The 23,625-nt window shown below is 58.2% G+C and carries 22 protein-coding genes and 1 pseudogene; 11 read left to right on the top strand and 12 right to left on the bottom strand.

Annotation, left to right across the window (positions count from 1 at the left end; all coding sequences use genetic code 11):
- Positions 1-113 precede the first annotated feature (113 nt).
- The 3 genes from ACEPAJ_RS11500 (at position 114) to ACEPAJ_RS11490 (ending at position 3,567) form a co-directional block, all read left to right on the top strand.
- Positions 114-821 carry an FKBP-type peptidyl-prolyl cis-trans isomerase gene (locus tag ACEPAJ_RS11500; RefSeq protein ID WP_425914934.1) on the top strand — a complete coding sequence of 236 codons (708 nt, stop codon included), beginning with the start codon at positions 114-116 and terminating at the stop codon, positions 819-821.
- 474 nt (positions 822-1,295) lie between these two features.
- Positions 1,296-2,717 (top strand): group II intron reverse transcriptase/maturase, encoded by a 1,422-nt coding sequence (gene ltrA / locus ACEPAJ_RS11495; RefSeq protein WP_425913153.1) that lies wholly within the window; start codon positions 1,296-1,298, stop codon positions 2,715-2,717.
- Between the two features lie 394 nt (positions 2,718-3,111).
- Positions 3,112-3,567 (top strand): YkvA family protein, encoded by a 456-nt coding sequence (locus ACEPAJ_RS11490; protein ID WP_425914933.1) that lies wholly within the window; start codon positions 3,112-3,114, stop codon positions 3,565-3,567.
- Between the two features lie 15 nt (positions 3,568-3,582).
- On the opposite strand, the gene ACEPAJ_RS11485 is transcribed toward ACEPAJ_RS11490, so the two are convergent.
- The gene (locus ACEPAJ_RS11485) at positions 3,583-4,305 is read right to left on the bottom strand and encodes a substrate-binding periplasmic protein (protein ID WP_425914932.1); all 723 of its coding nucleotides are present in this window, start codon (positions 4,303-4,305) and stop codon (positions 3,583-3,585) included.
- Between the two features lie 134 nt (positions 4,306-4,439).
- Here ACEPAJ_RS11485 and ACEPAJ_RS11480 point away from each other — a divergent pair, with 134 nt between their 5' ends.
- The 3 genes from ACEPAJ_RS11480 to ACEPAJ_RS11470 are packed head-to-tail and all read left to right on the top strand — an operon-like array spanning position 4,440 to position 5,592.
- Positions 4,440-4,760, top strand: a complete 321-nt coding sequence (locus ACEPAJ_RS11480) for a helix-turn-helix domain-containing protein (protein ID WP_425914931.1) — start codon at positions 4,440-4,442, stop codon at positions 4,758-4,760.
- Positions 4,757-5,122, top strand: a complete 366-nt coding sequence (locus tag ACEPAJ_RS11475) for a hypothetical protein (RefSeq protein ID WP_425914930.1) — start codon at positions 4,757-4,759, stop codon at positions 5,120-5,122. Before ACEPAJ_RS11480 ends, ACEPAJ_RS11475 begins: the two co-directional genes overlap by 4 nt.
- The gene (locus ACEPAJ_RS11470) at positions 5,122-5,592 is read left to right on the top strand and encodes a sel1 repeat family protein (protein WP_425914929.1); all 471 of its coding nucleotides are present in this window, start codon (positions 5,122-5,124) and stop codon (positions 5,590-5,592) included. Before ACEPAJ_RS11475 ends, ACEPAJ_RS11470 begins: the two co-directional genes overlap by 1 nt.
- 19 nt (positions 5,593-5,611) lie before the next feature.
- Here ACEPAJ_RS11470 and ACEPAJ_RS11465 read toward each other — a convergent pair whose 3' ends face one another.
- Positions 5,612-7,372, bottom strand: a complete 1,761-nt coding sequence (locus tag ACEPAJ_RS11465; protein WP_425914928.1) for a bifunctional diguanylate cyclase/phosphodiesterase — start codon at positions 7,370-7,372, stop codon at positions 5,612-5,614.
- Between the two features lie 94 nt (positions 7,373-7,466).
- Positions 7,467-9,545, bottom strand: coding sequence for a carboxy terminal-processing peptidase (locus ACEPAJ_RS11460; RefSeq protein ID WP_425914927.1), 2,079 nt, complete (start codon positions 9,543-9,545; stop codon positions 7,467-7,469).
- Positions 9,546-9,673: 128 nt separating this feature from the next.
- Between ACEPAJ_RS11460 and ACEPAJ_RS11455 the strand changes: the two genes are divergently transcribed.
- The 3 genes from ACEPAJ_RS11455 to ahpF all read left to right on the top strand — a co-directional run bounded on the left by ACEPAJ_RS11455 (position 9,674) and on the right by ahpF (position 13,036).
- A complete protein-coding gene (locus ACEPAJ_RS11455) occupies positions 9,674-10,639 on the top strand; it encodes an NAD(P)H-quinone oxidoreductase (protein ID WP_425914926.1) in 966 nt (321 codons plus the stop codon).
- Between the two features lie 115 nt (positions 10,640-10,754).
- Positions 10,755-11,318, top strand: a complete 564-nt coding sequence (gene ahpC / locus ACEPAJ_RS11450; RefSeq protein ID WP_274089391.1) for an alkyl hydroperoxide reductase subunit C — start codon at positions 10,755-10,757, stop codon at positions 11,316-11,318.
- Positions 11,319-11,482: 164 nt separating this feature from the next.
- A complete protein-coding gene (gene ahpF, locus ACEPAJ_RS11445) occupies positions 11,483-13,036 on the top strand; it encodes an alkyl hydroperoxide reductase subunit F (protein ID WP_425914925.1) in 1,554 nt (517 codons plus the stop codon).
- A 113-nt stretch (positions 13,037-13,149) separates the two neighbouring features.
- On the opposite strand, the gene ACEPAJ_RS11440 is transcribed toward ahpF, so the two are convergent.
- Positions 13,150-13,995, bottom strand: a complete 846-nt coding sequence (locus ACEPAJ_RS11440; RefSeq protein WP_425914924.1) for a bifunctional allantoicase/(S)-ureidoglycine aminohydrolase — start codon at positions 13,993-13,995, stop codon at positions 13,150-13,152.
- 163 nt (positions 13,996-14,158) lie between these two features.
- Here ACEPAJ_RS11440 and ACEPAJ_RS11435 point away from each other — a divergent pair, with 163 nt between their 5' ends.
- Positions 14,159-15,022, top strand: a complete 864-nt coding sequence (locus ACEPAJ_RS11435; protein ID WP_425914923.1) for a LysR family transcriptional regulator — start codon at positions 14,159-14,161, stop codon at positions 15,020-15,022.
- Position 15,023: 1 nt separating this feature from the next.
- On the opposite strand, the gene ACEPAJ_RS11430 is transcribed toward ACEPAJ_RS11435, so the two are convergent.
- The 6 genes and pseudogenes from ACEPAJ_RS11430 to ACEPAJ_RS11405 all read right to left on the bottom strand — a co-directional run bounded on the left by ACEPAJ_RS11430 (position 15,024) and on the right by ACEPAJ_RS11405 (position 20,201).
- Positions 15,024-15,677, bottom strand: a complete 654-nt coding sequence (locus ACEPAJ_RS11430; protein ID WP_425914922.1) for an HAD family hydrolase — start codon at positions 15,675-15,677, stop codon at positions 15,024-15,026.
- Positions 15,677-16,666 (bottom strand): ABC transporter ATP-binding protein, encoded by a 990-nt coding sequence (locus tag ACEPAJ_RS11425; protein ID WP_425914921.1) that lies wholly within the window; start codon positions 16,664-16,666, stop codon positions 15,677-15,679. Before ACEPAJ_RS11425 ends, ACEPAJ_RS11430 begins: the two co-directional genes overlap by 1 nt.
- Positions 16,663-17,457 carry an ABC transporter permease gene (locus ACEPAJ_RS11420; RefSeq protein ID WP_425914920.1) on the bottom strand — a complete coding sequence of 265 codons (795 nt, stop codon included), beginning with the start codon at positions 17,455-17,457 and terminating at the stop codon, positions 16,663-16,665. Before ACEPAJ_RS11420 ends, ACEPAJ_RS11425 begins: the two co-directional genes overlap by 4 nt.
- Entirely contained in the window at positions 17,444-18,283 is an 840-nt protein-coding gene (locus tag ACEPAJ_RS11415) for an ABC transporter permease (protein ID WP_425914919.1), read from the bottom strand. The genes ACEPAJ_RS11420 and ACEPAJ_RS11415 overlap by 14 nt, the downstream gene beginning before the upstream one ends.
- Positions 18,283-19,088, bottom strand: a pseudogene (locus ACEPAJ_RS11410) (alkaline phosphatase family protein). Before ACEPAJ_RS11410 ends, ACEPAJ_RS11415 begins: the two are co-directional and overlap by 1 nt.
- 54 nt (positions 19,089-19,142) lie before the next feature.
- Positions 19,143-20,201 (bottom strand): ABC transporter substrate-binding protein, encoded by a 1,059-nt coding sequence (locus tag ACEPAJ_RS11405; protein ID WP_425914918.1) that lies wholly within the window; start codon positions 20,199-20,201, stop codon positions 19,143-19,145.
- Positions 20,202-20,543: 342 nt separating this feature from the next.
- Between ACEPAJ_RS11405 and ACEPAJ_RS11400 the strand changes: the two genes are divergently transcribed.
- On the top strand, positions 20,544-21,260 hold the full coding sequence (locus tag ACEPAJ_RS11400; protein WP_425914917.1) for a UTRA domain-containing protein: 717 nt from the start codon (positions 20,544-20,546) through the stop codon (positions 21,258-21,260).
- A gap of 31 nt (positions 21,261-21,291) precedes the next feature.
- On the opposite strand, the gene ACEPAJ_RS11395 is transcribed toward ACEPAJ_RS11400, so the two are convergent.
- Both ACEPAJ_RS11395 and ACEPAJ_RS11390 read right to left on the bottom strand, forming a co-directional pair.
- Entirely contained in the window at positions 21,292-22,581 is a 1,290-nt protein-coding gene (locus ACEPAJ_RS11395; RefSeq protein ID WP_425914916.1) for a M18 family aminopeptidase, read from the bottom strand.
- Positions 22,582-22,651: 70 nt separating this feature from the next.
- A complete protein-coding gene (locus ACEPAJ_RS11390; RefSeq protein WP_425914915.1) occupies positions 22,652-23,362 on the bottom strand; it encodes a 4'-phosphopantetheinyl transferase family protein in 711 nt (236 codons plus the stop codon).
- Between the last annotated feature and the right edge of the window lie 263 nt (positions 23,363-23,625).

The raw sequence follows: 23,625 nt of genomic DNA, 5'->3' as shown, positions 1-23,625 counted from the left end.
CTGAACTTATACGCATTTTCTGTCTCCTATCACGGTAGCCAGTGATCGTGGCGGCCTGCTAAGCTCGCGCTTTCACACCATTAGCCCTAGGGCGTACCGGACAAGGAACAAGCATGAAACAGCATCGTTTAGCAGCGGCGGTCGCCCTGGTAGGTTTGGTTCTCGCAGGTTGCGATTCGCAAACCAGCGAAATCAGCCTGGAGACTCCAGCGCAGAAAGCTTCCTATGGCATCGGCCTGAACATGGGCAAAAGCCTGGCTCAGGAAGGCATGGATGACCTGGACTCCAATGCTGTGGCTCAAGGCATCGAAGATGCCATCGGCAAAAAAGAGCAGCGTCTAAAAGATGAAGAACTGATCGAAGCCTTTGCTTTCCTGCAAAAGCGTGCGGAAGAGCGCATGGTCACCCTGAATGAAGAATCGGCCAAGGCCGGTAAGAAGTTCCTGGAAGACAATGCCAAGCGTGACGGCGTGGTTACAACTGAATCCGGCCTGCAGTACGAAGTCGTGAAGAAGGTTGATGGCGCACAGCCAAAGGCAACCGACGTAGTAACTGTACATTACGAAGGCAAGCTGACCGATGGCAGCGTGTTCGACAGCTCGGTTGAGCGCGGCAGCCCGATTGACCTGCCAGTTAACGGCGTAATCCCAGGTTGGGTTGAAGGCCTGCAGTTGATGCACGTTGGCGAAAAATACAAATTGTACATCCCAAGCGAGCTGGCTTATGGCGAGCAGAGCCCGACGCCTGCCATCCCAGCCAACTCGGTGCTGGTATTTGATCTTGAACTGATTGCGATCAAAGACACAGCCGCTGAAGAGTAACGTTTAGCGGTCTACACAGCGCCCCGTTTCGACGGGGCGTTGTCGTTGTGCGCCAGGCATGGCGCGTTGCGCGCAAGCGCAACCAGCTTGGCTGTGGTGGCCTCGCTGGTGACTTGGAGGTGAAAGTCCTCTACACACCCGGCAAGGGGAAGTGTTAGCCAGAGGCAAGGGTGTCGCGGGTGACCGCGAATCTGAAGGAAGCCCGAGGCAAAATGCTGGCCTGACGTACAGGAAGCGGATAGAGGCGTCGTAGTGGGGTGAGGTCGCAATGACAGCCAAAGCCCAATACTTGCACGGAACACTACGGCGTAAATCCGACAGGCATAAGCAGGAAGGTCGCGCGAATTACCCTGGGAGATCTGTAGGTTTGCCACTGGGCTACCAAGCGTCGCGAGGCGCTGGGATGAATCTACAGAAGTCAGCCGAAGCCGTAGTAAGTGACGAATGACCGCGTCACCAAGGGCCGAACAGGTTATGCCGCCAGTAGGCGTCAGAGTCTCGTCGAATGTCGAAAAGCAGAAAATTCTCCGAGGGAGAACTGTGAACCTAAGTTCCGGACGGTATCCGCGGACGACGGTTGGCAGTGCGCAGGCATCGGCGTCGTCTGTGACGTGGACGAACGCGGAGCCGGACACGCTGATGGAGCGGGTGCTTACACCGGCCAACCTCAAGCGTGCGTACCAACGCGTAGTCAGCAACAAGGGAGCGCCGGGTGCCGATGGCATGACGGTCGACGAATTGGCGGGTTACGTAAAACAGTATTGGTCAACCCTCAAGGCGAGACTGCTAGCCGGCGAGTATCACCCACAAGGTGTTCGCGCCGTCGACATCCCCAAGCCCAAAGGCGGCACCCGACAGCTGGGTATCCCTAGCGTCGTGGATCGCCTGATCCAACAGGCATTGCTGCAACAGCTCACGCCGATCTTCGATCCGCTGTTCTCGAACTACAGCTACGGTTTTCGTCCGGACAGAAGCGCCCACCAGGCCATTGAAACAGCCCGTGCCCATGTGGCGGCGGGTCACCGTTGGTGCGTGGAACTCGATCTTGAGAAGTTCTTTGACCGAGTCAATCACGACATCCTGATGGCCCATGTGCAGCGTTATGTCGAGGACAAACGCGTGCTCAGGCTGATCCGTCGCTACCTCGAAGTCGGAGTCATGTCGGGCGGGATCGTCAGCCAGCGACAAGAGGGGACGCCGCAAGGCGGCCCGCTCTCGCCGTTGCTGTCGAACATTTTGCTCAATGAGCTCGATCGAGAGCTTGAGCGACGGGGCCATCGCTTCGTGCGTTATGCCGATGATGCGAACATTTATGTACGTAGCCGTCGTGCTGGCGAGCGAGTGATGAACAGCGTCGAGCGCTTCCTGAGCAGGCGTCTGAAACTGACGCTGAATCGGGAAAAGAGCCGGGTGGCAAGGCCGTGGGTCTGTGACTATTTGGGTTATGGGATGAGCTGGCATCAACAGCCGAGACTAAGAGTGGCGACGATGAGTTTGAGTCGCTTGCGTGCCCGGCTCAAAGGGCTTCTAAGCGGAGCGCGTGGACGCAAGATGTCGGATGTCATCGAGCGAATAAACCCTGCGCTGCGTGGCTGGGCGGGCTACTTCAAGTTGAGCCAGAGTAAGCGACCACTTGAAGAGCTGGATGGCTGGGTGCGTCACAAACTTCGCTGCGCTGTATGGCGTCAATGGAAGCAATCCGCAACGAGGGTTCGCAACCTGATGCGCCTGGGACTCAGCGAGGCCCGCGCATCCAAGTCTGCGTCTAATGGCCGTGGCCCATGGTGGAACTCGGGAGCGGCGCATATGAATCAGGCGCTGCCGAAGAAGCTATGGGATCGCCTGGGGCTGGTCTCAATACTGGATACGATCAACCGGCTTAGCCGCATAACCTGAACCGCCGTATACGGAACCGTACGTACGGTGGTGTGAGAGGACGGCGGATGTGAATCCGCCTCCTACTCGATTTTGTCGGTCGCAATCTGCACTTTTTGTTTGACTGACGGGTCTTAAAGAGTGCGGCTGATGGTTGCGCTGTTACGGTTATGCACATTTTCTTTTGTGGCTGTAGTGGGTTAGGGTTGATCTCTTTAATAAACCCGTTGCCATTTTTAAATTATTGATTTATATGGGCTTTTAGTCTGTGGGTGAAAAATGTCCGATCTGTGGTGAGGCCGCATGGGCTGGGCGTTTGCCAGGGTTATTTAGTAATTGCTCACAAGGTTATCCACAGCTTTAGTGGATAACCTTAGCGAAGCCAGTAAGGATGCGGGGTTGCCGGGAGAGGGGTATGAAAGCACCGAAAAATTTCGCGCGTTACCTGTTTTTAGCTCGGCGTTTCCTCAAGGCTGGGCGGTTACCGGCGTTGCTGTTATCTGTCGCTCGAAAGCGCGACAAGCTGGGTAATGGCTTTGCTGAATTGGCCAATCAGCTGAAGTTGTTGCAAGCGCTTTGCTTAGCTTGGTGGCGCGGTGAGTATCGGGCAATCGACTCCCGAGCATTGCTGGCGGTGGTGGCCGCCTTGCTGTACTTCGTCACACCGCTGGATGCGATACCCGATTGGTTGTTTGGCGTTGGTCTGGTCGACGATCTGGCCGTTCTCGCTTGGGTTATGCGGACCTGGCAGGCCGAGCTTGCCGCGTTCGAGCAGTGGCGAGCAGCTCAGGCCCCAGAAATTCTGCAGATAGTCGAACGTCTACCCGAGGCGGACGCATCAGCCGACGCCATAGAGGGGACGCTGCAATAACCGTCGTTGCCTGCGTTAGCTGTCGTTCAGCAGCTGCTTAATCAGCCCCTGATCACGCAATTGCAAGAGTGTTTGATCAAGGCGCTCGGCGCTGACCGGCAGCCGTGGGCTGTAAGTGCAATGCATGTCATAACGCTCAATCACCCAGCTGTTAATCCGCAGCGGCGCATTTGCCTGCTGATTCATCTGGTAGCGCAATGTGCGTTGCATATCGATGACTGCATCCAGACGCTGTTTGCGCAGCAAGTTTAAACCAGCAGCGTGATCACGCAGGTTTTCGCGGTTGATCTTGTGTGTAGCGAATGCGTCCATCAACGCATGGTTATAGACATAACCCAGCTGAGTACCCAGGTTCTTGCCATAAAGGTCCTGCAGGCTATTGATTGGTGCTTGCTGGCGGTGCACGAGCAGAACATCGGCTTCGCTATAGAGTGGGGCGGACCAGTGATAGTGCTCGGGGTTTTCTAGCCACTGCGGGTTGTTGTTGCAGATGACATGAATACGGCCGCGTTGCATGAATTCATCAATGCGTTTGTTGGGTGTTTCAATGAACGCCGCTTGATAACCCAGCTCTTGGCTGACCCGTTGGCCTAATTCATAGATGAAGCCGCCGTGCAATTGTTGCTCACGCACGTCAACGTAAGGCATACCATCAGCGCTGGCGAAGCCCCATCTCAACTCGTCCGCATTGGCCAGGCTGCTGCAGCTAATGAGAAGCAGTGTGAGCAGTCTGTACAAAACGTTCTCCCAAGTGCGGCTTGATAATCCCGGGGCAGTATAGATCACGCGCTTTGTGCTGTCGGGCTGTTAAGATGACCACCTATTCTGGAGTTGCTGAGAGTGATGGAAGTGCTCTGCATGGAGATTTACAGATGAATGTGCAAGTGATCGAGCGCGATGGTGCGCCTGAGTATGCGGTGCTGCCCTGGGCGCAGTATCAAGCACTGCTGCAAGCCGCTGGGCACGTGCCTGAGGTTGCCGCGCCGGTGGTTGCTGACAGCAAGCCGGCGTTGAGTGAGCTCACAGCATTGCGTGAAGCCAAGGATCTAAGCGTCGAGCAACTGGCGCGCAATGTCGGCATCAGTCCGCATTATCTGGGCATGATTGAGAGCGGCGAGCGCCTGCCTGATGCCGCCATCCAGCGTGCGCTGGCCTGGCATTTGGGCGTTGCTGGGTGGGAGTCACAATCTTGAGCGTGAGTATCAGTCGGCAGCACTGGGAGGCCTTACTCAGTGAGTTAGAGAGCGCTCAGCGCCAGCGCCATGTCGTGACCTATCGGGCAATGATTGAACGCTTGGCGCTGCCAAGCCCGGCCATGCAAACATTAGCGGCGGCATTGGAGCATCTCGCTGCACTGGATGCGCGTGCCGAGCGGCCGCTGCGCAGTGCGTTGGTGATCAGTCAGGGCGCTAGTCGTCTGCCGCGTACTGGTTTCTTCGAGTGTGTGAGCCGTTTGGGCCGTTTTAGCGGCGCTTCTGATGGTGTTGCGGCAGCCTCTTGGCATGCTGCTGAAGTGGCTCGGGTGTTCGAATTTAGTTACTCGGAAGATATCTGATGTTCGCTGCGCTAAGAGCGCGTATCGGTTATGTACTAGCGCGCCGCTTGTTTCACTGGGCGTGGCTGGTCAAGCAGCCGCGTGCCTGGCGTTGGCTGGAAGGGCAGTTTTCCCGTATGGCGAATCTGGGTGATGTCCAGGCGCAGAGTTTCTATGGGCACATTTTGCTGTTTCGTGGGCAAGGCTTCGGGGCCCGCAATGAAGGTCGGCGCTTGCTTGGCTTGGCGGCCAAGGCGGGTGATGCCAAGGCGGCCTATCAGCTCGGTGTTTTGAGCCTGGCCGGTGATAGCCAATACGCCGCAGATGCTCAGCAAAGCATTGAGTGGTGGACATTGGCGGCGCACGCCGGTCACCCGGCGGCAGCATATCGTCTGGCTGAGTTGTACCGCAGTGGCGCTGCCGGCGTTAGCGCTGATGAAGCCCAGGCCGAGTATTTCGCAGCCCTATCGAGCCGCCTGAGCGGCTTGTAAGTAAGCGGGCAATTCGTTGTCAGGCCGCTGTTTCAGCCTGGGTGTCGATGATATGCAGGCTATAACCTGGCACCGCCTTGGCGTGTCGCTTGGCTTCAGATGTCAGGGCCGCCAGCTGGCCGGCATCGAGCTGTGCACATTGCTCGGGATGCAGGTGCACCACCCCCAATGACAACGACAGTAAGCCGTATTCCTGGCGTTTACCGCTGCGGTCATGGGCGACAAAGCAGCCGGCGTGCAGGTCATCTTCGCGATAGAAACGACGACACTGACTCTGAAAATCTTCCAGCAGGCGATTGAGCCGCGCGCGCCAATCCTGCGAGCCGAGCACCAGCAGAAAGTCATCACCGCCGATATGCCCGACAAAGTCCCGCGTCGGATCGACCCGATCATTTAGGCACTGCGCGAGACTAAGCAGCACCTCATCACCTTTGGCGTAGCCGTAGATATCGTTGAACGGCTTAAAGTTGTCGATATCGACATAACACACCACCGCTTCGCGGCCCTGCTGCAGTAAGCGGGTGAGGCACTGCTGAATCGGTACATTACCCGGCAGCAGTGTCAGCGGGTTGGCGTAGCGAGCCTGCTGGATTTTCAGTTCGGTGATCAGCTTGAGTACATCGATAACCCGGCCCAGGCCGCTATAGCAGCCGTTCTCCGTGATGATGAAGTCTTCCTCGATCCGCTGGCGAGCGCGGCTGGTAAGCAGGCGGCTGACTTGCTGAAGAGACTGGCTGGACTCTACCGCCAGGTAGTCATCACTCATCAGGCGGCTAATCGGTTTGCGCGCGTACAACTCGTTGGCAAAGGGTTTGAGTAGGGCTTCGGCCAACGAGTGGCGGTGCACAATGCCCACGGGTTGCTGGGCTTCGTTGAGTACGGCCACTGTATTGAGGTTGGCCTGGGCGCGAAACATTTCCAGCACTTCGCTGGTGGGCGTACTCAACGCGACGGCTGGTTGTGTATTGAGCAGGCTGCGTAGGTCGCTGATGTCCTCAACCAGTGTGCTGCTGGGGCTGGTGTTGGGCAGCAAATTGGTGGCGTTACGCGGTGGCTGCTCCTGCGGACGGCAGAGCAGGTAGCCTTGCAGTAAGTCGACGCCCATGTCGGCTAATACACCGAGCTCTTCGGGCAGTTCGATACCTTCGGCAATCACTTGGGCGCGCGAGGCTTTGGCCATTTTCAGGATTGAGCCAACGAACTCGCGTTTGACCGCATCCTGATGAATGCCGTCGATAAAGTGCCGGTCGATCTTCACGTAATCCGGGCGCAGCTCTGACCATAGGCGCAAGCTTGAGTAGCCTGCGCCGAGATCATCCAAGGCAATCGAAAACCCCATGGCGCGGTAGTGGTGTAGGGCCTTGTCGAGCATGGCAAAGTCGTCGGTGGGCGATTGCTCGGTCAACTCGATAACCACCCGGCTGGGTGGAATGCCGAGGCTTTGCAGCAGTTGCAGGGTGCGCCCGGGCTGATGCTTGGGCTCCATCAGTGAGTCCGGCGAGACGTTGAGGAACAGCTTGCCTTCAAGCTTGAGCTGGCTGAAGCGTTGGCAAGCCTTCTTGCGGCAGAGCAGTTCCAATTCACTCAAGCGACCCGCGCTACGCGCCACGGCGAATAGGTTGATGGGCGAATGTAATGCGCTGTTGGATGGCCCGCGGCTAAGGGCTTCATAGCCGAGAATCCGTCGTTCGGAGAGCGAGATAATAGGTTGAAACAGACTATGCAGGTCGCCATTGGCGAGGATGGTGTCCAGCGCGCGGAACTGCTCGGTGACGTTCATGACGGCTCTCTGTGGCATAAAAAACGGGGACTGGCATTGCTACCAGTCCCCGCATTTCACGACAGTTTGATGACCCTTTGATGACGCCCGTGATTTACTGTTTGGCCAGGCGAGTGTTCAGGCCTAAGTAATCAAGCAGGATGCGCCCGCTTTCGGCGAGGAAGGCATCATCTTCCGGTTTGATTTTCTTGTCTTCCACCGGTAATGCATCTTCGTCTTCTTGCTTGAGCTTGTTCAGCAGCGCTTCACCTTTGGCTTTACGCCGGCTGTTTTCGATCGCCAATTGCTGACTTTCGATGTCCGCTTGCTGGGCGCGGCGCTTCGCTTCATTGAGGCTGACGGTGGTTTCCTTCATCAACTTTTGCGCCAGTTGCTGGCGTTCGCGGGCGAAGGTGAAGTCCGCATTTTGCGCGGTACGCTTCTCATAGCGGCTCTGCAGTTCGGCGAGGAACGGTTTGATCGCGTCCAGCTCTGGCTTGATAGCCGGTTTGATGCTGTCCCACGGCATGGCCTCGGGCAGGGCACTCTCACCGATTTCCTTGGTGTCCATGATGTCTGGGTACTGAATGTCCGGGATCACGCCCTGATGCTGGGTGCTTTGCCCGGAGACGCGATAGAACTTGGCCAGGGTCAGTTTCAGCTCACCATGATTGAGCGGTTGAATGGTCTGCACGGTGCCTTTACCGAAGGTCTGACCGCCGAGGATCAGCGCGCGGTGATAGTCCTGCATGGCGCCCGCGAAAATTTCCGAAGCCGAGGCTGACAGACGATTGACCAGCACGGCCAGCGGGCCTTTGTAGTAAATGCCGGTGTTCTCATCGGCCAGTACGTCAACTCGACCATCGCTGTTGCGCACCAGTACGGTGGGGCCTTGGTCGATAAACAGCCCTGTCAGCTCGGTTGCTTCCTGCAGTGAGCCGCCGCCGTTGTTACGCAGGTCGATGACCACGCCATCAACGTTTTCTTTTTCCAGCTCGCTCAGCAGGCGTTTAACGTCACGGGTGGTGCTTTTATAGTTAGGGTCGCCAGCACGGAAGGCTTTGAAGTCCAGGTAGAAGGCTGGAATTTCAATAACACCAAGGGTGTAGTCGCGGTTCTCGTGTTTAAGGTGAAGAACCGACTTCTTCGCCGCCTGCTCTTCCAGCTTCACCGCTTCACGGGTGATGGACACCACTTTACTGGTCTGGTCGTTCGGGGCGTTGCTGGCCGGAATTACTTCCAGACGCACCTGCGAGCCTTTGGGGCCACGAATCAGCTTGACCACTTCGTCTAGCCGCCAGCCGATGACATCGACCATTTCCTTGCTGCCCTGGGCAACACCGATGATCTTGTCAGCAGGGGCGATTTGCTTGCTCTTTTCTGCAGGTCCTGCCGGGACCAGGCGCACGACTTTGACGTGTTCGTTGTCGCTTTGCAGCACGGCACCAATACCTTCGAGCGAGAGGCTCATATTGATGTCGAAGTTTTCCGCGTTATCGGGCGACAGATAAGTGGTGTGCGGGTCATAGGACATGGCAAAGGCATTGATGTAGGCCTGGAACACGTCTTCGCCACGGGTTTGCTGGAGCCGCGCGACTTGGTTTTTGTAGCGCTTGGTCAGCAATTCCTGAATCGCTTTGGGCTCTTTGCCGGCAATTTTCAAGCGCAGCACTTCATCTTTTACCCGCTTGCGCCATAGATCATCCAGTTCAGCGACGTTCTTGACCCAAGGGGCGTTCTCGCGGTCGATGAGCAGGCTTTCATCGGTGTCGAAATCAATCGTGTCGATGCCTTGTTCGAGCATTGCCAAGGCGAACTGCAAGCGACCTTGCAGGCGCTCCAAGTGACGCGTGTAGATGGCAAAACCGGGTTGCAGATCGCCGTTTTTCAGAAAGTCGTCAAAGCGCGTGCGCCATTGGTCGAATTCCGCGATGTCGCTGGCGATAAAGTAGCTGCGCGAGGGGTCGAGCATCTTCAGGTAGCCCTGATAGATTTTCTCCGAGCGCTCATCATTTAGCGGCGGCTTGTTGTAGTGGTGGCGCTTCAACAGCTCGACGACGTTGAGGCTGGCGATCACCTGCTCGCGGTCAGGCTGCAGGTACTCCCAGGAGTTACTGGTGGTTTTCGCCGCGAGCGGCAGTGCGCTCAGGGCAAACGACAAGGCGAGGGTGGCGCTGAGTATGGATCGCTTCATGCTGGTTCGACGTGTGGGCTGTTTATAACGCATATTAGGCCGTCTTTAATGGCGCCCGGTTCCATCGGCGCAATGCAAAAGCCCGGTGTTCAGCGCCGGGCTCGGTTTAAATGCACTATGGAGGCAGCGTGAAGGCATTGCAAGGCGTTGAAGGCCGTGTGGAATGGGTAGAACAGCCCGCGCCGGCCTGTGATATTGGGGAAATTCGCATCCGTGTTGCGGCCGCCGGCCTCAACCGTGCTGACTTGTTACAGCGCGCCGGGCTTTATCCGCCGCCGCCGGGCATCACTGAGGTTCTCGGGCTGGAATGCGCGGGGATTGTCAGTGAGGTGGGTGCTGGTTGTGACTGGAAAGTGGGTGATCGGGTTTGTGCACTGCTGAGCGGTGGCGGTATGGCTGAGGAGGTGGTGGTCGATGCACGCCACGTGTTGCCTGTGCCTGATGGGGTGACGCTGCATGAGGCTGCGGCATTGCCAGAGGTCTATGCCACGGCCTGGCTCAACCTGTTCCAGCTCGCAGCGCTCAAACCTGGGCAAAAGGTGCTTTTGCATGCCGGGGCAAGCGGCGTTGGCTCGGCAGCTATTCAGTTATGCAAAGCGTTCGGTAGTCCGACGTGGGTCAGTGTCGGCTCGCCAGAGCGCTTAGCCTACTGTGAAAGCTTAGGTGCGCAGGGCGGTGTGCTGCGTGGCGAGCAACAGTTGCAAGCGCTGCGCGACTTTGCGCCGTTCGATGTGATCCTCGACCCGGTAGGCGGCAGTTACGCCGCGCTTAACCTGGGCTTGCTGGCTCAGGATGGTCGCTGGGTAAATATTGGCTTACTTGGAGGGCGTCAGGCTGAGCTGGATCTGGGGCTGCTGTTGGGCAAACGCATCCAGCTGATTGGCTCGACCCTGCGCAACCGCGATGAGCAGTTCAAGTCGGATCTATTGCGTGATGTGCAGCAGTTTGTCTGGCCGCTCTTTGCCGAGGGGCGGCTTAGCCCGCAACTTCAGCAGGCGTATGCGCTCAAAGATGCCGAAGCCGCTTTTGCGTCGTTGGCGTCTAACCAAGTCAGCGGCAAACTGGTATTGGTCATAGACCCAACCTTGATTTGAAGATGGAGTTGATTGGTTTAGTCAATCGATGCCATGGCGGCAATTAATAAGCTTTTTTTGTTCAAGGCGCTAAAATGCGCCCTGTAAATTTGTTAACCCTCAGAAGGAAGCAGAGATGAACCTCATCAACACTCAAGTTCAACCGTTCAAGGTCAACGCTTTTCACAATGGCAAGTTCATTGAAGTCACCGAAGAATCCCTGAAGGGCAAGTGGTCGGTGCTGATCTTTATGCCAGCTGCTTTTACCTTCAACTGCCCAACTGAGATTGAAGACGCTGCCAACAACTACGCCGAGTTCCAGAAAGCCGGTACCGAGGTGTACATCGTCACCACCGATACCCATTTCTCTCACAAAGTTTGGCACGAAACTTCGCCTGCAGTAGGCAAGGCTCAGTTCCCGCTGATCGGTGACCCGACTCACCAGCTGACCAACGCTTTCGGTGTGCATATCCCGGAAGAAGGCCTGGCACTGCGCGGCACGTTCCTGATCAACCCAGAAGGCGTTATCAAGACCGTTGAGATCCACTCCAACGAAATCGCCCGTGACGTTTCGGAAACTCTGCGCAAGCTGAAAGCCGCTCAGTACACCGCTGCTCATCCAGGCGAAGTGTGCCCAGCTAAGTGGAAAGAAGGCGAGAAGACCCTGGCTCCGTCGCTTGACCTGGTTGGCAAGATCTAAAAACGCTTTCGGCACTGCCTTGCCCCGGCAGGCAGTTTGCTGAAACGGTTTTAAATCCGCTCTGCGCTTTAGGGTTGTAACCCAGCCTCTTTAGTGCCCGACGCCCGGGCGCAATCCGTCCGGGCGTTTTTGTTCCTGAATTTTGTTAAAGGGATACCTGAATCATGTTGGACGCCACGCTTAAAGCCCAATTGAAGGCCTATCTGGAAAAGGTCACTCAACCGTTCGAGATCGTCGCGACCCTTGATGACAGCGACAAGTCCCGCGAGTTGAGTGCTCTGTTACATGACATCGTCAGCCTGACTGACAAGATCACTTTGCGTGAAGATGGCAGCGATAGCCGCGCGCCGTCCTTCGCGCTGAATCGCCCGGGTGCAGATATCGGTTTGCGTTTTGCCGGCATCCCCATGGGCCACGAATTTACCTCCCTGGTACTCGCACTGCTGCAAGTCGGCGGCCATCCGTCCAAGCTTGAAGCGGATGTGATTGAGCAGGTCAAAGGTGTTGAAGGCCAGTTCAGCTTCGAAACCTATTTCTCACTGTCCTGCCAGAACTGCCCAGATGTGGTACAGGCGCTGAACCTGATGGCGGTGCTCAATCCAAATATTCGTCATGTGGCCATCGACGGCGCGCTGTTCCAGGCCGAGGTCGAAGAGCGGCAGATCATGTCAGTGCCGAGCATCTACCTGAATGGTGAGTTGTTCAGCCAGGGCCGCATGGGTGTGGAAGAAATTCTCGCCAAGATCGACACCGGTGCTGCCAAGCGTGATGCCGAGAAACTCAACGCTAAAGACGCCTTTGATGTGCTTGTGGTTGGCGGTGGCCCAGCTGGCGCCGCAGCGGCTGTGTATGCCGCGCGCAAAGGTATCCGTACCGGCGTGGCCGCTGAGCGTTTTGGCGGTCAGGTGCTGGACACCATGGCTATCGAAAACTTTATTTCGGTGCAGGAAACAGAAGGCCCGAAACTGGTTCGAGCCCTGGAAGAGCACGTCAAACAGTACGACGTCGACATCATGAATCTGCAGCGTGCCAGCGCCATTATTCCAGCCAAACAGGCAGGTGGGCTGCATGAAGTGCAGTTCGATAGCGGCGCCTCACTGAAAGCCAAGACGCTGATTCTCGCCACTGGTGCCCGCTGGAGAGAGATGAATGTACCTGGCGAGCAGGAATACCGCGGTAAAGGCGTTGCCTACTGCCCGCACTGCGATGGCCCACTGTTCAAGGGCAAGCGTGTGGCGGTGATTGGCGGGGGTAACTCCGGCGTTGAAGCCGCCATCGACCTGGCCGGCATCGTCGCCCACGTCACCCTGATCGAGTTCGACAGCCAGCTGCGTGCCGATGCGGTGCTGCAGAACAAGCTGAACAGCTTGCCGAACGTGAGCATCATCAAGAGCGCGCTGACCACCGAAGTAAAAGGCGATGGCCAGAAGGTTAGCGGCCTGGTTTACCAAGATCGCACCACTGAGCAGCTGCACACCATTGAGTTGGAAGGCATCTTCGTGCAGATCGGCCTGTTGCCTAACAGCGACTGGCTCAAGGGCGTGATCGAGCTGTCCCCGCGTGGCGAGATTATCGTCGATGCGAAAGGCAGCACTAGCGTGCCAGGCATCTTTGCCGCCGGTGACGTGACCACCGTACCGTACAAGCAGATTGTGATCGCCATCGGCGAGGGCGCCAAAGCGTCGTTGAGCGCTTTCGATCACCTGATTCGCAGCTGATAGAGACGATCTGCAGCGCCGGACTATGCGCCGGCGCTAGCAAGCGTGCCGAGTAACACATAAAAAACGGGCCACCTGTGAAGGTGGCCCGTTTTTTGTCCGGATTTCAGCGCTTAGCGCGGCTGGCCGGTCAGGGTCAGGGTCAGCGGCATATGGCGGTTCACGTCCTTGTACAGCAGGTAGCTGAACGGGCCTGGGCCGCCGGAATAGCAGGCTTGCGGGCAGAAGGCGCGCAGCCACATGAAGTCGCCGGCCTCAACCTCGACCCAGTCCTGGTTCAGGCGGTATACCGCCTTGCCTTCGAGCACGTACAGGCCGTGTTCCATCACGTGGGTCTCGGCGAACGGGATCACGCCGCCGGGCTGGAAGGTCACGATGTTGACGTGCATGTCGTGGCGCATGTCGGCCATGTCGACGAAGCGGGTGGTCTTCCAAGCGCCGTCGGTGCCCGGCATCTCGATGACGGTGGCGTTGTCGCGGTGGGTGACAAACGACTCTGGCGCCGGCAGCCCTTCGACTTTCTGGTAGTGCTTGCGCAGCCAGTGGAAGGTGACGTTGGCCTTGGTGTTATTGCGCAGGCTCCATTCGGCGCCTGGCGCGAGGAAGGCGTAGCCGCCCGGTGCCAGGATGTGCTGCTTGCCTTCGAGGGTGATGTCGATTTGGCCTTCAACCACGAACAATACCGCTTCGGCGTTCGGGTCCAGCTCGGGGCGCTCGCTACCGCCTTCAGGGGCGACTTCGACGATGTACTGCGAGAAGGTCTCGGCGAAACCGGTCAGCGGACGGGCGATGACCCACATGCGCATCTTGTCCCAGAACGGCAGGTGGCTGGTGACGATGTCACGCATCACCCCTTTGGGGATCACGGCATAGGCTTCGGTGAACATGGCGCGATCGGTCAGCAGTTGTTTCTGATCCGGGTGGCCACCATGTGGGGCGTAGTAAGTTGATTGGCTCATCGAGACTGGCCTCTATGGGGCGTCGGCATTAGGCCGACGGGAAAGCGAAATAAGTGAGCCGTGGCTTGGATTCCCGGCGTGGCTCTACTATAGGAACATGCGCGTGGATTCTGAAATTAAATAGTAGAATCCTGCTCAGTGGATTTGTGAATAGGTTGTCGTCATGCTTGATCCGGTGTTGTTACGCGCTTTTCTAACCGTGGTGCAGACGGGCGGGTTTACCCGTGCAGCGGCGAGCCTGCACCTGACCCAGTCGACGGTCAGCCAACAGGTGCGCCGCTTAGAAGAGCAGGTGGGCGCAGAGTTACTCGAACGCGGCGGGCGCTATGTGGTGACGACCACGGAAGGCGAGCGCATGCTCGGTTACGCCAACCGTATCGTCGCGTTGATCGACGAAGCGGAGCTGGCTATGGGCCGCAATCAGCAGGCAGGTGAAGTGCGCCTGGGCGTGCCGGACGACTTCGCCGCCGACAGTCTGACCTCCTGCTTGGCAGATTTCGCCGATAGCCATCCGGGTATTCGCCTGGAAATTATCAACGGGCTTAGCCATGACGTGTGGAGCGCCTTCAATGCCGGCGAACTTGATCTGGCCCTGATCAAGCAGCGTATGGGCAGTGTTAAAGGGCTGGCCAGTTGGCCCGAGCCACTGGCCTGGATGGACAGCCGTGCACGCCCAGTGCTTGAGCGTAACCCGGCGCCGCTGGCGGTATTTCCGCCCAATGGGCTGTATCGCCTGGAAATGACCCATGCACTGGATGCCATGGGTAAGCCTTGGCGTATTGCCTATGTCAGCAGCAACCTGTCGGGGGTCAGTGCCGCCGCCGAAGGCGGGCTGGGGCTTACCTTGCTACCACGCCGCTTGCTTACGGCTGGGCACCGCGAGCTGGGCGCCGCCGAGGGTTTTGCACCGGTGGTCGATGTGGAAGTGGCGTTGCATGCCAGGCAGCAGCTGCCGGCCTATGCCCGGGAGCTGGCAGTGGCGTTAATCGCTGCCTGTGAACGCATCATGCAGCCCGTTGAGGCTTGACCTAACGCCAGTTAAGAATCGGCCAGCCAGCTTGTTCGGCGTGTTGCAGCAGGGTGGGGTCGGGGTTGACCACGCGGGGGTTATCAACCCGTTGTAATAACGGCAGATCATTGCGTGAGTCGGAGTAAAAATAGGCGCCGACGAGGGTTTCGCCCTGATCCTGCAGCCAGTCCTGCAGACGGCTGACCTTGCCTTCGCGGTAGGTCAGTACACCCTGGGTACGGCCGCTGTAGTGGCCGTGTTGGATTTCCAGGTCGATGGCCAGCACTTCCTCGATCTTCAAGCGTGCGGCAACGGCGCTGACCAGAAAGTGCGCCGAGGCGGAGATGACTAAAATGCGGTCACCGGCCGCGCGATGGTTGGCCAGGCAGCGGGTGGCGTCGCTGTAGAAAATCGGCTCAATCACGTCTTCAACAAACGGCTCAACCACATGGGCGACTTCTTCCGGCGTGCGCCCTACCAGTGGCGACAGGGTGAAGGCCATATAGTCCTCCATGGCCAGTTCGCCGGCTGCGTATTGGCGCATCAGCTCTTGTTCATGGGCGATAAAGCTGTCTGCGTCGGCCCAGCCAAGTTTGACCATTTCCTGGGTCCACAGGCTGGCGCAGTCGCCGCCGATCAGGGTTTCGTCCAGGTCGAAAATTGCCAGGGCCATCAGGCCACCTCACAAATAGCGTTGTCTTCAATGTTCAGGTTGATGTGCTGGCCACGGGCGTGCAGGTCAGCGGGGGAGCGATTGAGTACATCCACCAGCAGTTCGACGCCGCGGGCTTCAACGCTGTAACGGATTACGTTGCCGAGTAGGCGGTGGCTGCGAATCAGTGCTTGGATGCTGCCCTGCGCGCCGATTTGGATAGCCTCTGGGCGAATCGCCACGCGGCTATGGATCGGCCGCAGCAACAGGCGGCTGGCGGCATCGGCGTCGAGCAGGTTGTAGTTGCCGATAAAACCGGCGGCAAAGGCATCGGCCGGCGCGGTGTAGAGGGTTTCGGCGTCGCCGCTCTGGACAATCTTGCCGCCGTTCATCAGGAAGATACGGTCGCTCATGACCAGCGCTTCTTCCTGGTCATGGGTGACGAAGATGGTGGTCAGGCCCAGCTCCTGCTGGATGTTGCGGATCTGCTCACGCAGGTGCTTGCGAATCCGTGCATCCAGCGCCGACAGCGGCTCATCGAGCAGCAGCAGGCGCGGGCGGGTGACCAGCGAGCGTGCCAGGGCGACACGTTGGCACTGACCACCTGAAAGCTGCGGCGGGTAGCGGTTGGCAAAGTCATTCAGCTCGACCAGTTCAAGTACGTCCCTGACCCGTTGCTCAGCTTCACTGCCTTTGACCTTCTGCATGCGCAAGCCAAAGGCGACGTTCTGTTTCACGGTCATGTTGGGGAACAGGGCATAGCTCTGGAACACCATGCCGATGCCGCGTTTTTGTGGAGCAGTCGGTACCAGGTCTTCTCCGTCGAGGCGTATTTGACCGCCGTTGACGCCGGTTAATCCTGCGATGCAACGCAGCAGGGTGGATTTGCCGCAGCCGGACGGGCCAAGCAGGGTGATGAATTCGCCCTTGGCAATTTCGCAATTGATATCGCTGAAAATCGAGGTGGCGCCGTAGCTTTTATGCAGGCCTTGAATACTCAGATAACTCATGACTTGTCCTTATTCAGGCGGTTGGCCGCCCAGGTCATCAGCAGCACGAACATGAAGTAGGAAATCACCAGGGCGCTGGTGAAATGACCGCTGTCGTTACGCATGTTGTAGAGGTACACCTGCAGGGTCTCGAAGCGGCTGCCGACCAGTAGGTTGGCAAAGACGAATTCACCGAACAGGAAACTAAAAGACAGGAACACTGACACCATCAAGCCTTTGCGCAGGTTGGGCAGCACCACCATAAAAGCCGCGCGCCAGGTGCTGGCACCCAGCAAGTGGGCGGCGTCCATCAGGTCGCGCAGGTTGATCGCCTGCAGGTTGTTGCTGATCGCGCGGTACATAAAGGGCAGGGCGATGGTGAAGTAGCAGCCAATCAGGATCCACGGCGTACCGAGAATCGGCAGCGGGCCACCGGCAAATAGCTGCATCAGGCCCACCGAGGAGACCACTGGCGGAATGGCGAACGGCAGCAAAATCAGCACGTTCATCACCGCGTCGAGCTTGGGGAAGTGATAACTGACCACGAACAGCAGCGGCAGTATCAAGACCAACGACAAGGCCAGTGCGGCAAAGCACACCAGCAACGAACGGCCAAAGGCCGACAGAAAGCGCGCGTCGCTCCACAGCGCCAGGTACCACTTGAAGGTCAGCCCGCTGGGCAGAATGGTCGCCGACCAGCTGGTCGACAGCGAGTAGATCAAGGTGCCCAGCAGCGGCATCAGCAGAATTAGCATCAGGATGTAGACCACCAACTGATGAAACAGCGGTGAGCGTTTTTCAGCGTGAGACATGGTAGCTCCGGCGCAGCAGCCATTGGTGAACCAGGGTGATCAGGGTCATCAAGCCCACCAGAATCATCGCCAACGCACTGGCCATATTCGGGTCGAGGAAGATGTCGCCAGAGACCATGGCAGCAATACGAATCGGCAGGATGTTGAAGTTACCGGTGGTCAGTGCATACACCGTGGCGTAAGCCCCTAGGGCGTTGGCCATGAGAATCACGAAGGTGCCGAGCAGGGCTGGGGTCAATACCGGAACGCCGATATGGCGCCAGAATTGCCAGTTGCTCGCACCGAGTAATTCAGCAGACTCGCGCCAGTCTTCGCGCAAGGCATCAAAGGCTGGGTAGAGCAGCAGCACACCGAGGGGGATCTGGAAATAGGTGTAAAGCACGATCAGCCCGGTTTTCGAGTAGAGATTGAAGTCCTCAATGATCCCTGCCTGCTTGAGCAGAATGGTCAGGGCGCCGTTGAAGCCAAGCAAGATGACAAAGGCAAACGCCAGTGGCACACCAGCAAAATTACTGGTCATGTTGGTGAAGGCCATAACGAAATCGCGCAGCTTGCTGTCGACCTGGCGCAGCGAGTAACTACCTAGGATGGCAATGCTGATGCCGATCAAACTCGACCAGAACGCCACTTCCAGGCTGTGGCGCATGGCCTGGCGGTAGAAGGGCGAGGCAAAAGCTTCGCTGAAATTACCCAGGCCCCAGCCTTCGCTGGTGTGCAGGCTGTTGCTGGCGACCCAGAGCAACGGGGCGATCTGAAAGGCGATAAAGAACAGGGCAAAGGGCAGCAGGCAGAGCAAGGCCAGCCATTTGCCGCGCAACGCAGGCATCACAATAAAAGCTCCCTGCACAGAGGTTTGTCGTGGGCGATGCCGAGCAGCTCACAGACCGTACCGCATATCTCCAGCTGTTTAGGCTGGGCGCTGGGGTCAAGGCTGAAGGCGCTGCCGAGCACCAGCAGTGGCACTTCGCGTTCTTCCGGCAGCAGGCCGTTGTGCGAACGATCGTTGTTCATGCCATGGTCGGCGGTTACCAGAATCTGATAACCCGCATCCAGCCAGGGCTGAATGTATTCGGCCAGATGTACATCGGCCATGCGTGCGCTGTTGCGGTATTGCGCGCTGTCGAGGCCATGCTTGTGGCCTGCATCGTCGATATTCATCGGGTGCACCAGCAGCAAGTTGGGCGAGTGGCGCTGACGCAGGCTGTCGGCGTCAGCGAACAGGTGTGAGTCGGGGTAATGGTCGGCGTAGTAAAAGTGGCCGTACTGGATAGGCAGCGCCGTATCGCTGGTGTGGCGATCACGGGCAGCCTGGAACGGGGAACGGTTATACAGCTCGCTGACCCAGTGATAGGCCGCGGCGGCGGTAATCAGGCCTGCGTCGTGGGCGTAGTGGAACATGCTGCGCTGGGTCGACAGGCGCGATACATCGTTATTGACGATGCCGCTGTCGATGGGCGCAACACCGGTCAGAATCGCTTCATACAACGGACGTGACAGGGCTGGGAGTTCACAGTTGAGCTTGTACAGTGCTGCGCGGCCCGCTTGGCAGTAAGCCTGCAGATGCCCAGCGCATGCTGAGCCACCTGATAGCTCAAGCCATCCAGAACCACGAGGATGACGTTGTGCGACATGATTCAAAGCCTTAGTAAGCGAATCGGCCCCGGTGTGTCCGGGGCCCGATTGCGTTAGTTCATATTGATGATGACGTGCTCTTGCCACAGGCGCGGCAGGGCTTTGGAGGTGGCTTCCCAGGCAGCCGTATCCTTGATCGGCTGAACCTTGGCGTACTGCTCTTGCGGCAGCAACTTGGCTTGCACCTCGGCGGGCAGGGTCAGGTGTTCGGCGCGGATCGGCCGGGCGTTGCCTTTGGCCAGGTTGATTTGGCCCGCGTCGCTCAAGATGTACTCACGCGCCAGCTTGGCAGCGTTAGGGTTTTTCGCCCACTTGTTGATGATGGTGCTGTAGCCCGAGATAACCGAACCATCGGACGGGATCAGCACTTCGAAGCGCTCCGGATCGATCTGGTCGCGATAGGACAGACCGTTGAAGTCCCACACCACGCCGACTTCCACTTCGCCTTTCTCCAGGGTCTGAATGGTCGGGTTGGCCAGCGACAGACGGCCCTGTTTGGCCAGCTCACCGTAGAACTCCAGCGCTGGTTTGACATTGCTTTCATTACCGCCCATGGCGATGGCGGCAGCCAGTACACCGTTAACCGCTTGTGCAGCGGTGCTGACATCACCGGCGGAGACTTTGTAGGTGCCGGTTTTCAGGTCAGCCCAGGAGCGCGGAATATCTTTGACCAGCTGCTTGTTGACGATAAACGCGATGGAGCCGGTGTAGGCGAGCATCCAATGGCCATCGGTGTCTTTGGCCCAGGTCGGAATCTGTTCCCAGGTGCTCGGCTTGTAGGCTTGGGTAACACCTTGCTGCACGGCGATGGGGCCGAAGGCCGCACCGACGTCGCCGATGTCGGCGGTGGCGTTGTCTTTTTCAGCGGCGAATTTGGCAATTTCCTGGGCCGAGCTCATGTCAGTGTCCATGTGCTTGAGGCCGTACATTTTCTCCAGGTCAACCCAGGTGTCCTTCCAGTTGGCCCAGGTGTCCGGCATGCCGACACTGTTCACTGCGCCCTCTGCGCGTGCAGCTTTTTCCAGTGCCTGCATATCCATGTCAGCAGCCATGGCAGAGGTTGCCAGAGCAATAGCCGAACCCATTAGTGAAGCCATCAGCAGTTGTTTCATTGGAAACTCCTTTGCGATTGCGGTGTGTGCAGTAAGCGGTGCTGGTCTAGATCAGCAATACCCAGGCCAATTTAGGCGGGTTAAATGACAGTTTTATGTACGTTGATCATTTTCCGGTTATAACCGCGCTGCCTAAACGGGCGCATCACTAGCGTAGACCATGATTAAAACCCCTAGTACGCGGCTTGCAGGCTAGGGTTTGCGCGCATTGGCTGGGTTGACCAACCGCGTGTCATGTTTCGGTCATCTAGAGTGCTTAAACTTGAAACATGATATTTACAGCGGCATGAACAGGTTTTTGCCCTCTATTGGGGCTGGACTAGTCCAAATTCGGAGGTCTTGATGCGCGATGAAGCGCCGCGGGCAGTGACTGCTATATGCCGGGCATTGGAGGAGCAGATCGAACACGGTTTGTTGCCGTCTGGAAGTCAGCTGCCGGCAGAGCGCAAGCTCAGCGAGGTGTTCGACACCACACGCATCACCTTGCGTGAGGCGCTTGGGCAGCTAGAGGCCCAGGGGCTGATTTACCGTGAGGAGCGCCGCGGCTGGTTTGTTTCGCCACCGCGCGTGGCCTATAACCCGCTGGTGCGCAGCCACTTTCACGCGATGGTAGGTGAGCAGGGCCGGGTGCCGGCCACTGAGGTGTTGAGTGCGCGGCTGATTCCCGCCAGCGCCGAGATCTGCCAGCTACTGGTGTTGCCGGCGCTTTCTAGCGTGTATCAGATCCGCCGTGCGCGACGTATCGATGGTCGGTTGGTGCTGTACGTCGAGCACTACCTCAACCCGAATTACTTTGCCGGCATTCTGGATTTCGACCTGACCCGTTCACTGACCGAGTTGTACGCCAGCGAATACGGCATTCATTACGGGCGAGTGCGTTTCGATATGGTGCCCACGGCCTTGCACAGCGAAGCTGCGTCAGCATTGAAAGTAGCGGTGGGCAGCCCTGCGCTGCGTATCGTGCGGGTCAACCGCGATCAGCATGGCCGCTTGATTGACTGCGACCTGGAGTTCTGGCGCCACGACGCCCTGCATGTGAGCGTCGAGGTGCCGGAATAGAGCACGAGGCTGGGCTTTTCCCCAGCCGTTCTCAGGGCAGTTCAGCGCTGGCGTAAAACGCGGTGAGTACTTTCACCAGATGCGCCAGGTCGTGGCTGCCGGCCAGTTCGCGGATCGAGTGCATGGCGAATGTCGGCAGGCCGATGTCCACGGTGCGCACGCCGAGTTGGCTGGCGGTGATCGGGCCGATGGTCGAGCCGCAGCCCATGTCGCTACGGGTGACAAAGCTCTGCACCGGCACTTCATTCTCCAGGCACAGGTGGCGGAAGAAGCCGGCCGTCTCGCTCGTAGTGGCGTAGCGCTGGTTGCTGTTGATCTTGATCACGGGGCCGGCATTGAGCTTAGGGCCGTGGTTCTGATCGTGCTTATCCGCGTAGTTGGGGTGCACGGCGTGGGCGTTGTCAGCCGAAACCAGCAGTGAGCGCTGGATGGTCCGCACGAAGGCATCGCCTTCAGGCAGCACACGGCGCAATACCTGTTCGAGCATCGGGCCATCGGCTCCGCAGGCCGAGCAGGAGCCGACCTCCTCATGATCGGTGCACACCAGCAGGCAGCTTTCATCATCCGGCGCCGCGAGCAATGCTTGCAGGCCGGCGTAGCAGGACAGCAGGTTGTCCAGTCGCGCCCCGGCGATAAAGTCGCTGTTTAAGCCAATGACCGCTGCCGCCTGGGTGTCGTAGAAGCTCAGCTCGTAATCGAGCACGGCGTCGGCGCTGAAGTCATGTTCGCGGGCCAGTTGATCGGTGATCAGGGCGCGGAAGTCAGCGGCATCGCTACCGGCCAGTTGCGCAAGAATCGGCGGCAGTTCGTTCTGCGGGTTGATCGCCCAGCCTTGGTTGGCCTCACGGTTGAGGTGGATCGCCAGGTTAGGGATGACCGCAATGGGGCATTGAAAGTCAATTAGCTGGCTTTCCACTTTGCCGTCACGGCGATAGGTCACACGGCCGGCCAGCGACAGGTCACGGTCAAACCAGGGCGCGAGCAAGGCACCGCCGTAGACTTCCACACCGAGTTGGAAAAAGCCCTGACGCTGCAACTCCGGCTGCGGTTTTACCCGCAGGCATGGGCTGTCGGTGTGCGCGCCAACCAGACGAATACCGCCCTCAAGTGGCGAGCGTTTACCCAGTTTGAAGGCAATGATCGAGGAGTCGTTGCGCGTTACGTAGTAGCGACCACCGGCTTCGGTGTGCCAGCTGGCGCGCTCGTCCAGGTGCTGAAAGCCTGCTGCTTCAAGGCGCAGGGCCAGGCTGGCAGTGGCATGGAAAGGGGTGGGTGAGGCCTTGAGGAAATCGATCAGGCCTTGATTCAAATCTTCACGCATAGGGCACTCCAGACGGCAAGCGGGCGAGTTTAGCGGATTTGCCTCTGGCATTGGGACTACGGCGTAGCGTTTAGCGAGGGATGCTCACCAGGCTAAGCAAATAACCGTCGAATTGCGCAAACTGGCCATCCACTTGGCTGCCGGCGGGCCAGTCAGCGTGCAGGTCAATTAATAGACGCATACGCAGACAATTGTCTGCGCCGACGCTGAGCAGTTCCGCATCCTGAAAGTAGAAGCGTCGCAGTACCTGGGGGTAGAGCGCCTTGAACAGGCTCTCCTTGAGGGAAAATGTCAGGCTAATGCGCTGCGCGCGCTGCTCAGTTGGCAGGCGTTCTAGGCGCCGCAGTTCGGCTGGCGTGAGAATCTCGCTGGCCAGACGTTCGGCCCGGCTGGCCGGCATGATGCGTTCAATATCCAGGCCCAAGCCACTCCACTCGGCGCTGTGACCTACTACGGCAGCGGCCCAGCCGTTGCCGTGGGTGATTGAGCCGCAGGTGTCTGCTGGCCATTGCGGCGCGCGGTCATCACCGGTGCCCGGGACACTGGCTGCGCCGGTGAGTTGCGCCAATGCCTGGCGTGCGCACAGGCGACCGGCCAGGTATTCGGTCTGGCGTTTGGCAACGCCGCTGACTGGTTCGATTGCGCAGTGACTGAAATCATCGTGATGCAAGTGCTCAGGTGCAAAGCGGGTACTGACCAGACGCAACGTTGGCTCGGCCTGTGGCAATGGCCAGTGTTCTTCCAGTGGTGTGCAGCAAGCCGGCAAGTAATCTTTCTTCATGGGCGCATTCTGCCGCGTGCGTGAGATGCCGGCCAGCTGCACGCGAGGTTTACATTTCTTTGCAAAGCGACAACAAAGCTAAACGCAGTGAGTGGGTGTTTTTTGCAAGACTGCACGCTGCGTTTTTTGAAGACGCAGGTGAGGTTGTAGCCGGTGCGTGCGTGAGGTGTGTATCGGCATTTCTCTGAGAATGAGTACGGGAGCCCGTTTGGGCTCCCGTTTTTTTATGGGCACTGGTTTTCCGGGTGGGTTGAATGGGCGGC

This window comes from Pseudomonas sp. GWSMS-1 (assembly GCF_049847425.1).
GTDB lineage: Bacteria > Pseudomonadota > Gammaproteobacteria > Pseudomonadales > Pseudomonadaceae > Aquipseudomonas.
Note: the sequence above shows the minus strand (reverse complement) of the source record. Positions and strands in the feature narration are given on the sequence as shown.

Excerpts from the sequence above, each read along its gene's own strand:
- ltrA (WP_425913153.1), top strand. The coding sequence starts at position 1,296 with ATGCCGCCAGTAGGCGTCAGAGTCTCGTCGAATGTCGAAAAGCAGAAA.
- ACEPAJ_RS11395 (WP_425914916.1), bottom strand. The coding sequence starts at position 22,581 with ATGCGTGAAGATTTGAATCAAGGCCTGATCGATTTCCTCAAGGCCTCA.
- ACEPAJ_RS11490 (WP_425914933.1), top strand. The coding sequence starts at position 3,112 with ATGAAAGCACCGAAAAATTTCGCGCGTTACCTGTTTTTAGCTCGGCGT.
- ACEPAJ_RS11420 (WP_425914920.1), bottom strand. The coding sequence starts at position 17,457 with ATGTCTCACGCTGAAAAACGCTCACCGCTGTTTCATCAGTTGGTGGTC.
- ACEPAJ_RS11390 (WP_425914915.1), bottom strand. The coding sequence starts at position 23,362 with ATGAAGAAAGATTACTTGCCGGCTTGCTGCACACCACTGGAAGAACAC.
- ACEPAJ_RS11500 (WP_425914934.1), top strand. The coding sequence starts at position 114 with ATGAAACAGCATCGTTTAGCAGCGGCGGTCGCCCTGGTAGGTTTGGTT.
- ACEPAJ_RS11415 (WP_425914919.1), bottom strand. The coding sequence starts at position 18,283 with ATGCCTGCGTTGCGCGGCAAATGGCTGGCCTTGCTCTGCCTGCTGCCC.
- ACEPAJ_RS11435 (WP_425914923.1), top strand. The coding sequence starts at position 14,159 with ATGCTTGATCCGGTGTTGTTACGCGCTTTTCTAACCGTGGTGCAGACG.
- ACEPAJ_RS11430 (WP_425914922.1), bottom strand. The coding sequence starts at position 15,677 with ATGGCCCTGGCAATTTTCGACCTGGACGAAACCCTGATCGGCGGCGAC.
- ACEPAJ_RS11470 (WP_425914929.1), top strand. The coding sequence starts at position 5,122 with ATGTTCGCTGCGCTAAGAGCGCGTATCGGTTATGTACTAGCGCGCCGC.
- ACEPAJ_RS11405 (WP_425914918.1), bottom strand. The coding sequence starts at position 20,201 with ATGAAACAACTGCTGATGGCTTCACTAATGGGTTCGGCTATTGCTCTG.
- ACEPAJ_RS11460 (WP_425914927.1), bottom strand. The coding sequence starts at position 9,545 with ATGAAGCGATCCATACTCAGCGCCACCCTCGCCTTGTCGTTTGCCCTG.
- ahpC (WP_274089391.1), top strand. The coding sequence starts at position 10,755 with ATGAACCTCATCAACACTCAAGTTCAACCGTTCAAGGTCAACGCTTTT.
- ACEPAJ_RS11400 (WP_425914917.1), top strand. The coding sequence starts at position 20,544 with ATGCGCGATGAAGCGCCGCGGGCAGTGACTGCTATATGCCGGGCATTG.
- ACEPAJ_RS11480 (WP_425914931.1), top strand. The coding sequence starts at position 4,440 with ATGAATGTGCAAGTGATCGAGCGCGATGGTGCGCCTGAGTATGCGGTG.
- ACEPAJ_RS11465 (WP_425914928.1), bottom strand. The coding sequence starts at position 7,372 with ATGAACGTCACCGAGCAGTTCCGCGCGCTGGACACCATCCTCGCCAAT.
- ahpF (WP_425914925.1), top strand. The coding sequence starts at position 11,483 with ATGTTGGACGCCACGCTTAAAGCCCAATTGAAGGCCTATCTGGAAAAG.
- ACEPAJ_RS11425 (WP_425914921.1), bottom strand. The coding sequence starts at position 16,666 with ATGAGTTATCTGAGTATTCAAGGCCTGCATAAAAGCTACGGCGCCACC.
- ACEPAJ_RS11440 (WP_425914924.1), bottom strand. The coding sequence starts at position 13,995 with ATGAGCCAATCAACTTACTACGCCCCACATGGTGGCCACCCGGATCAG.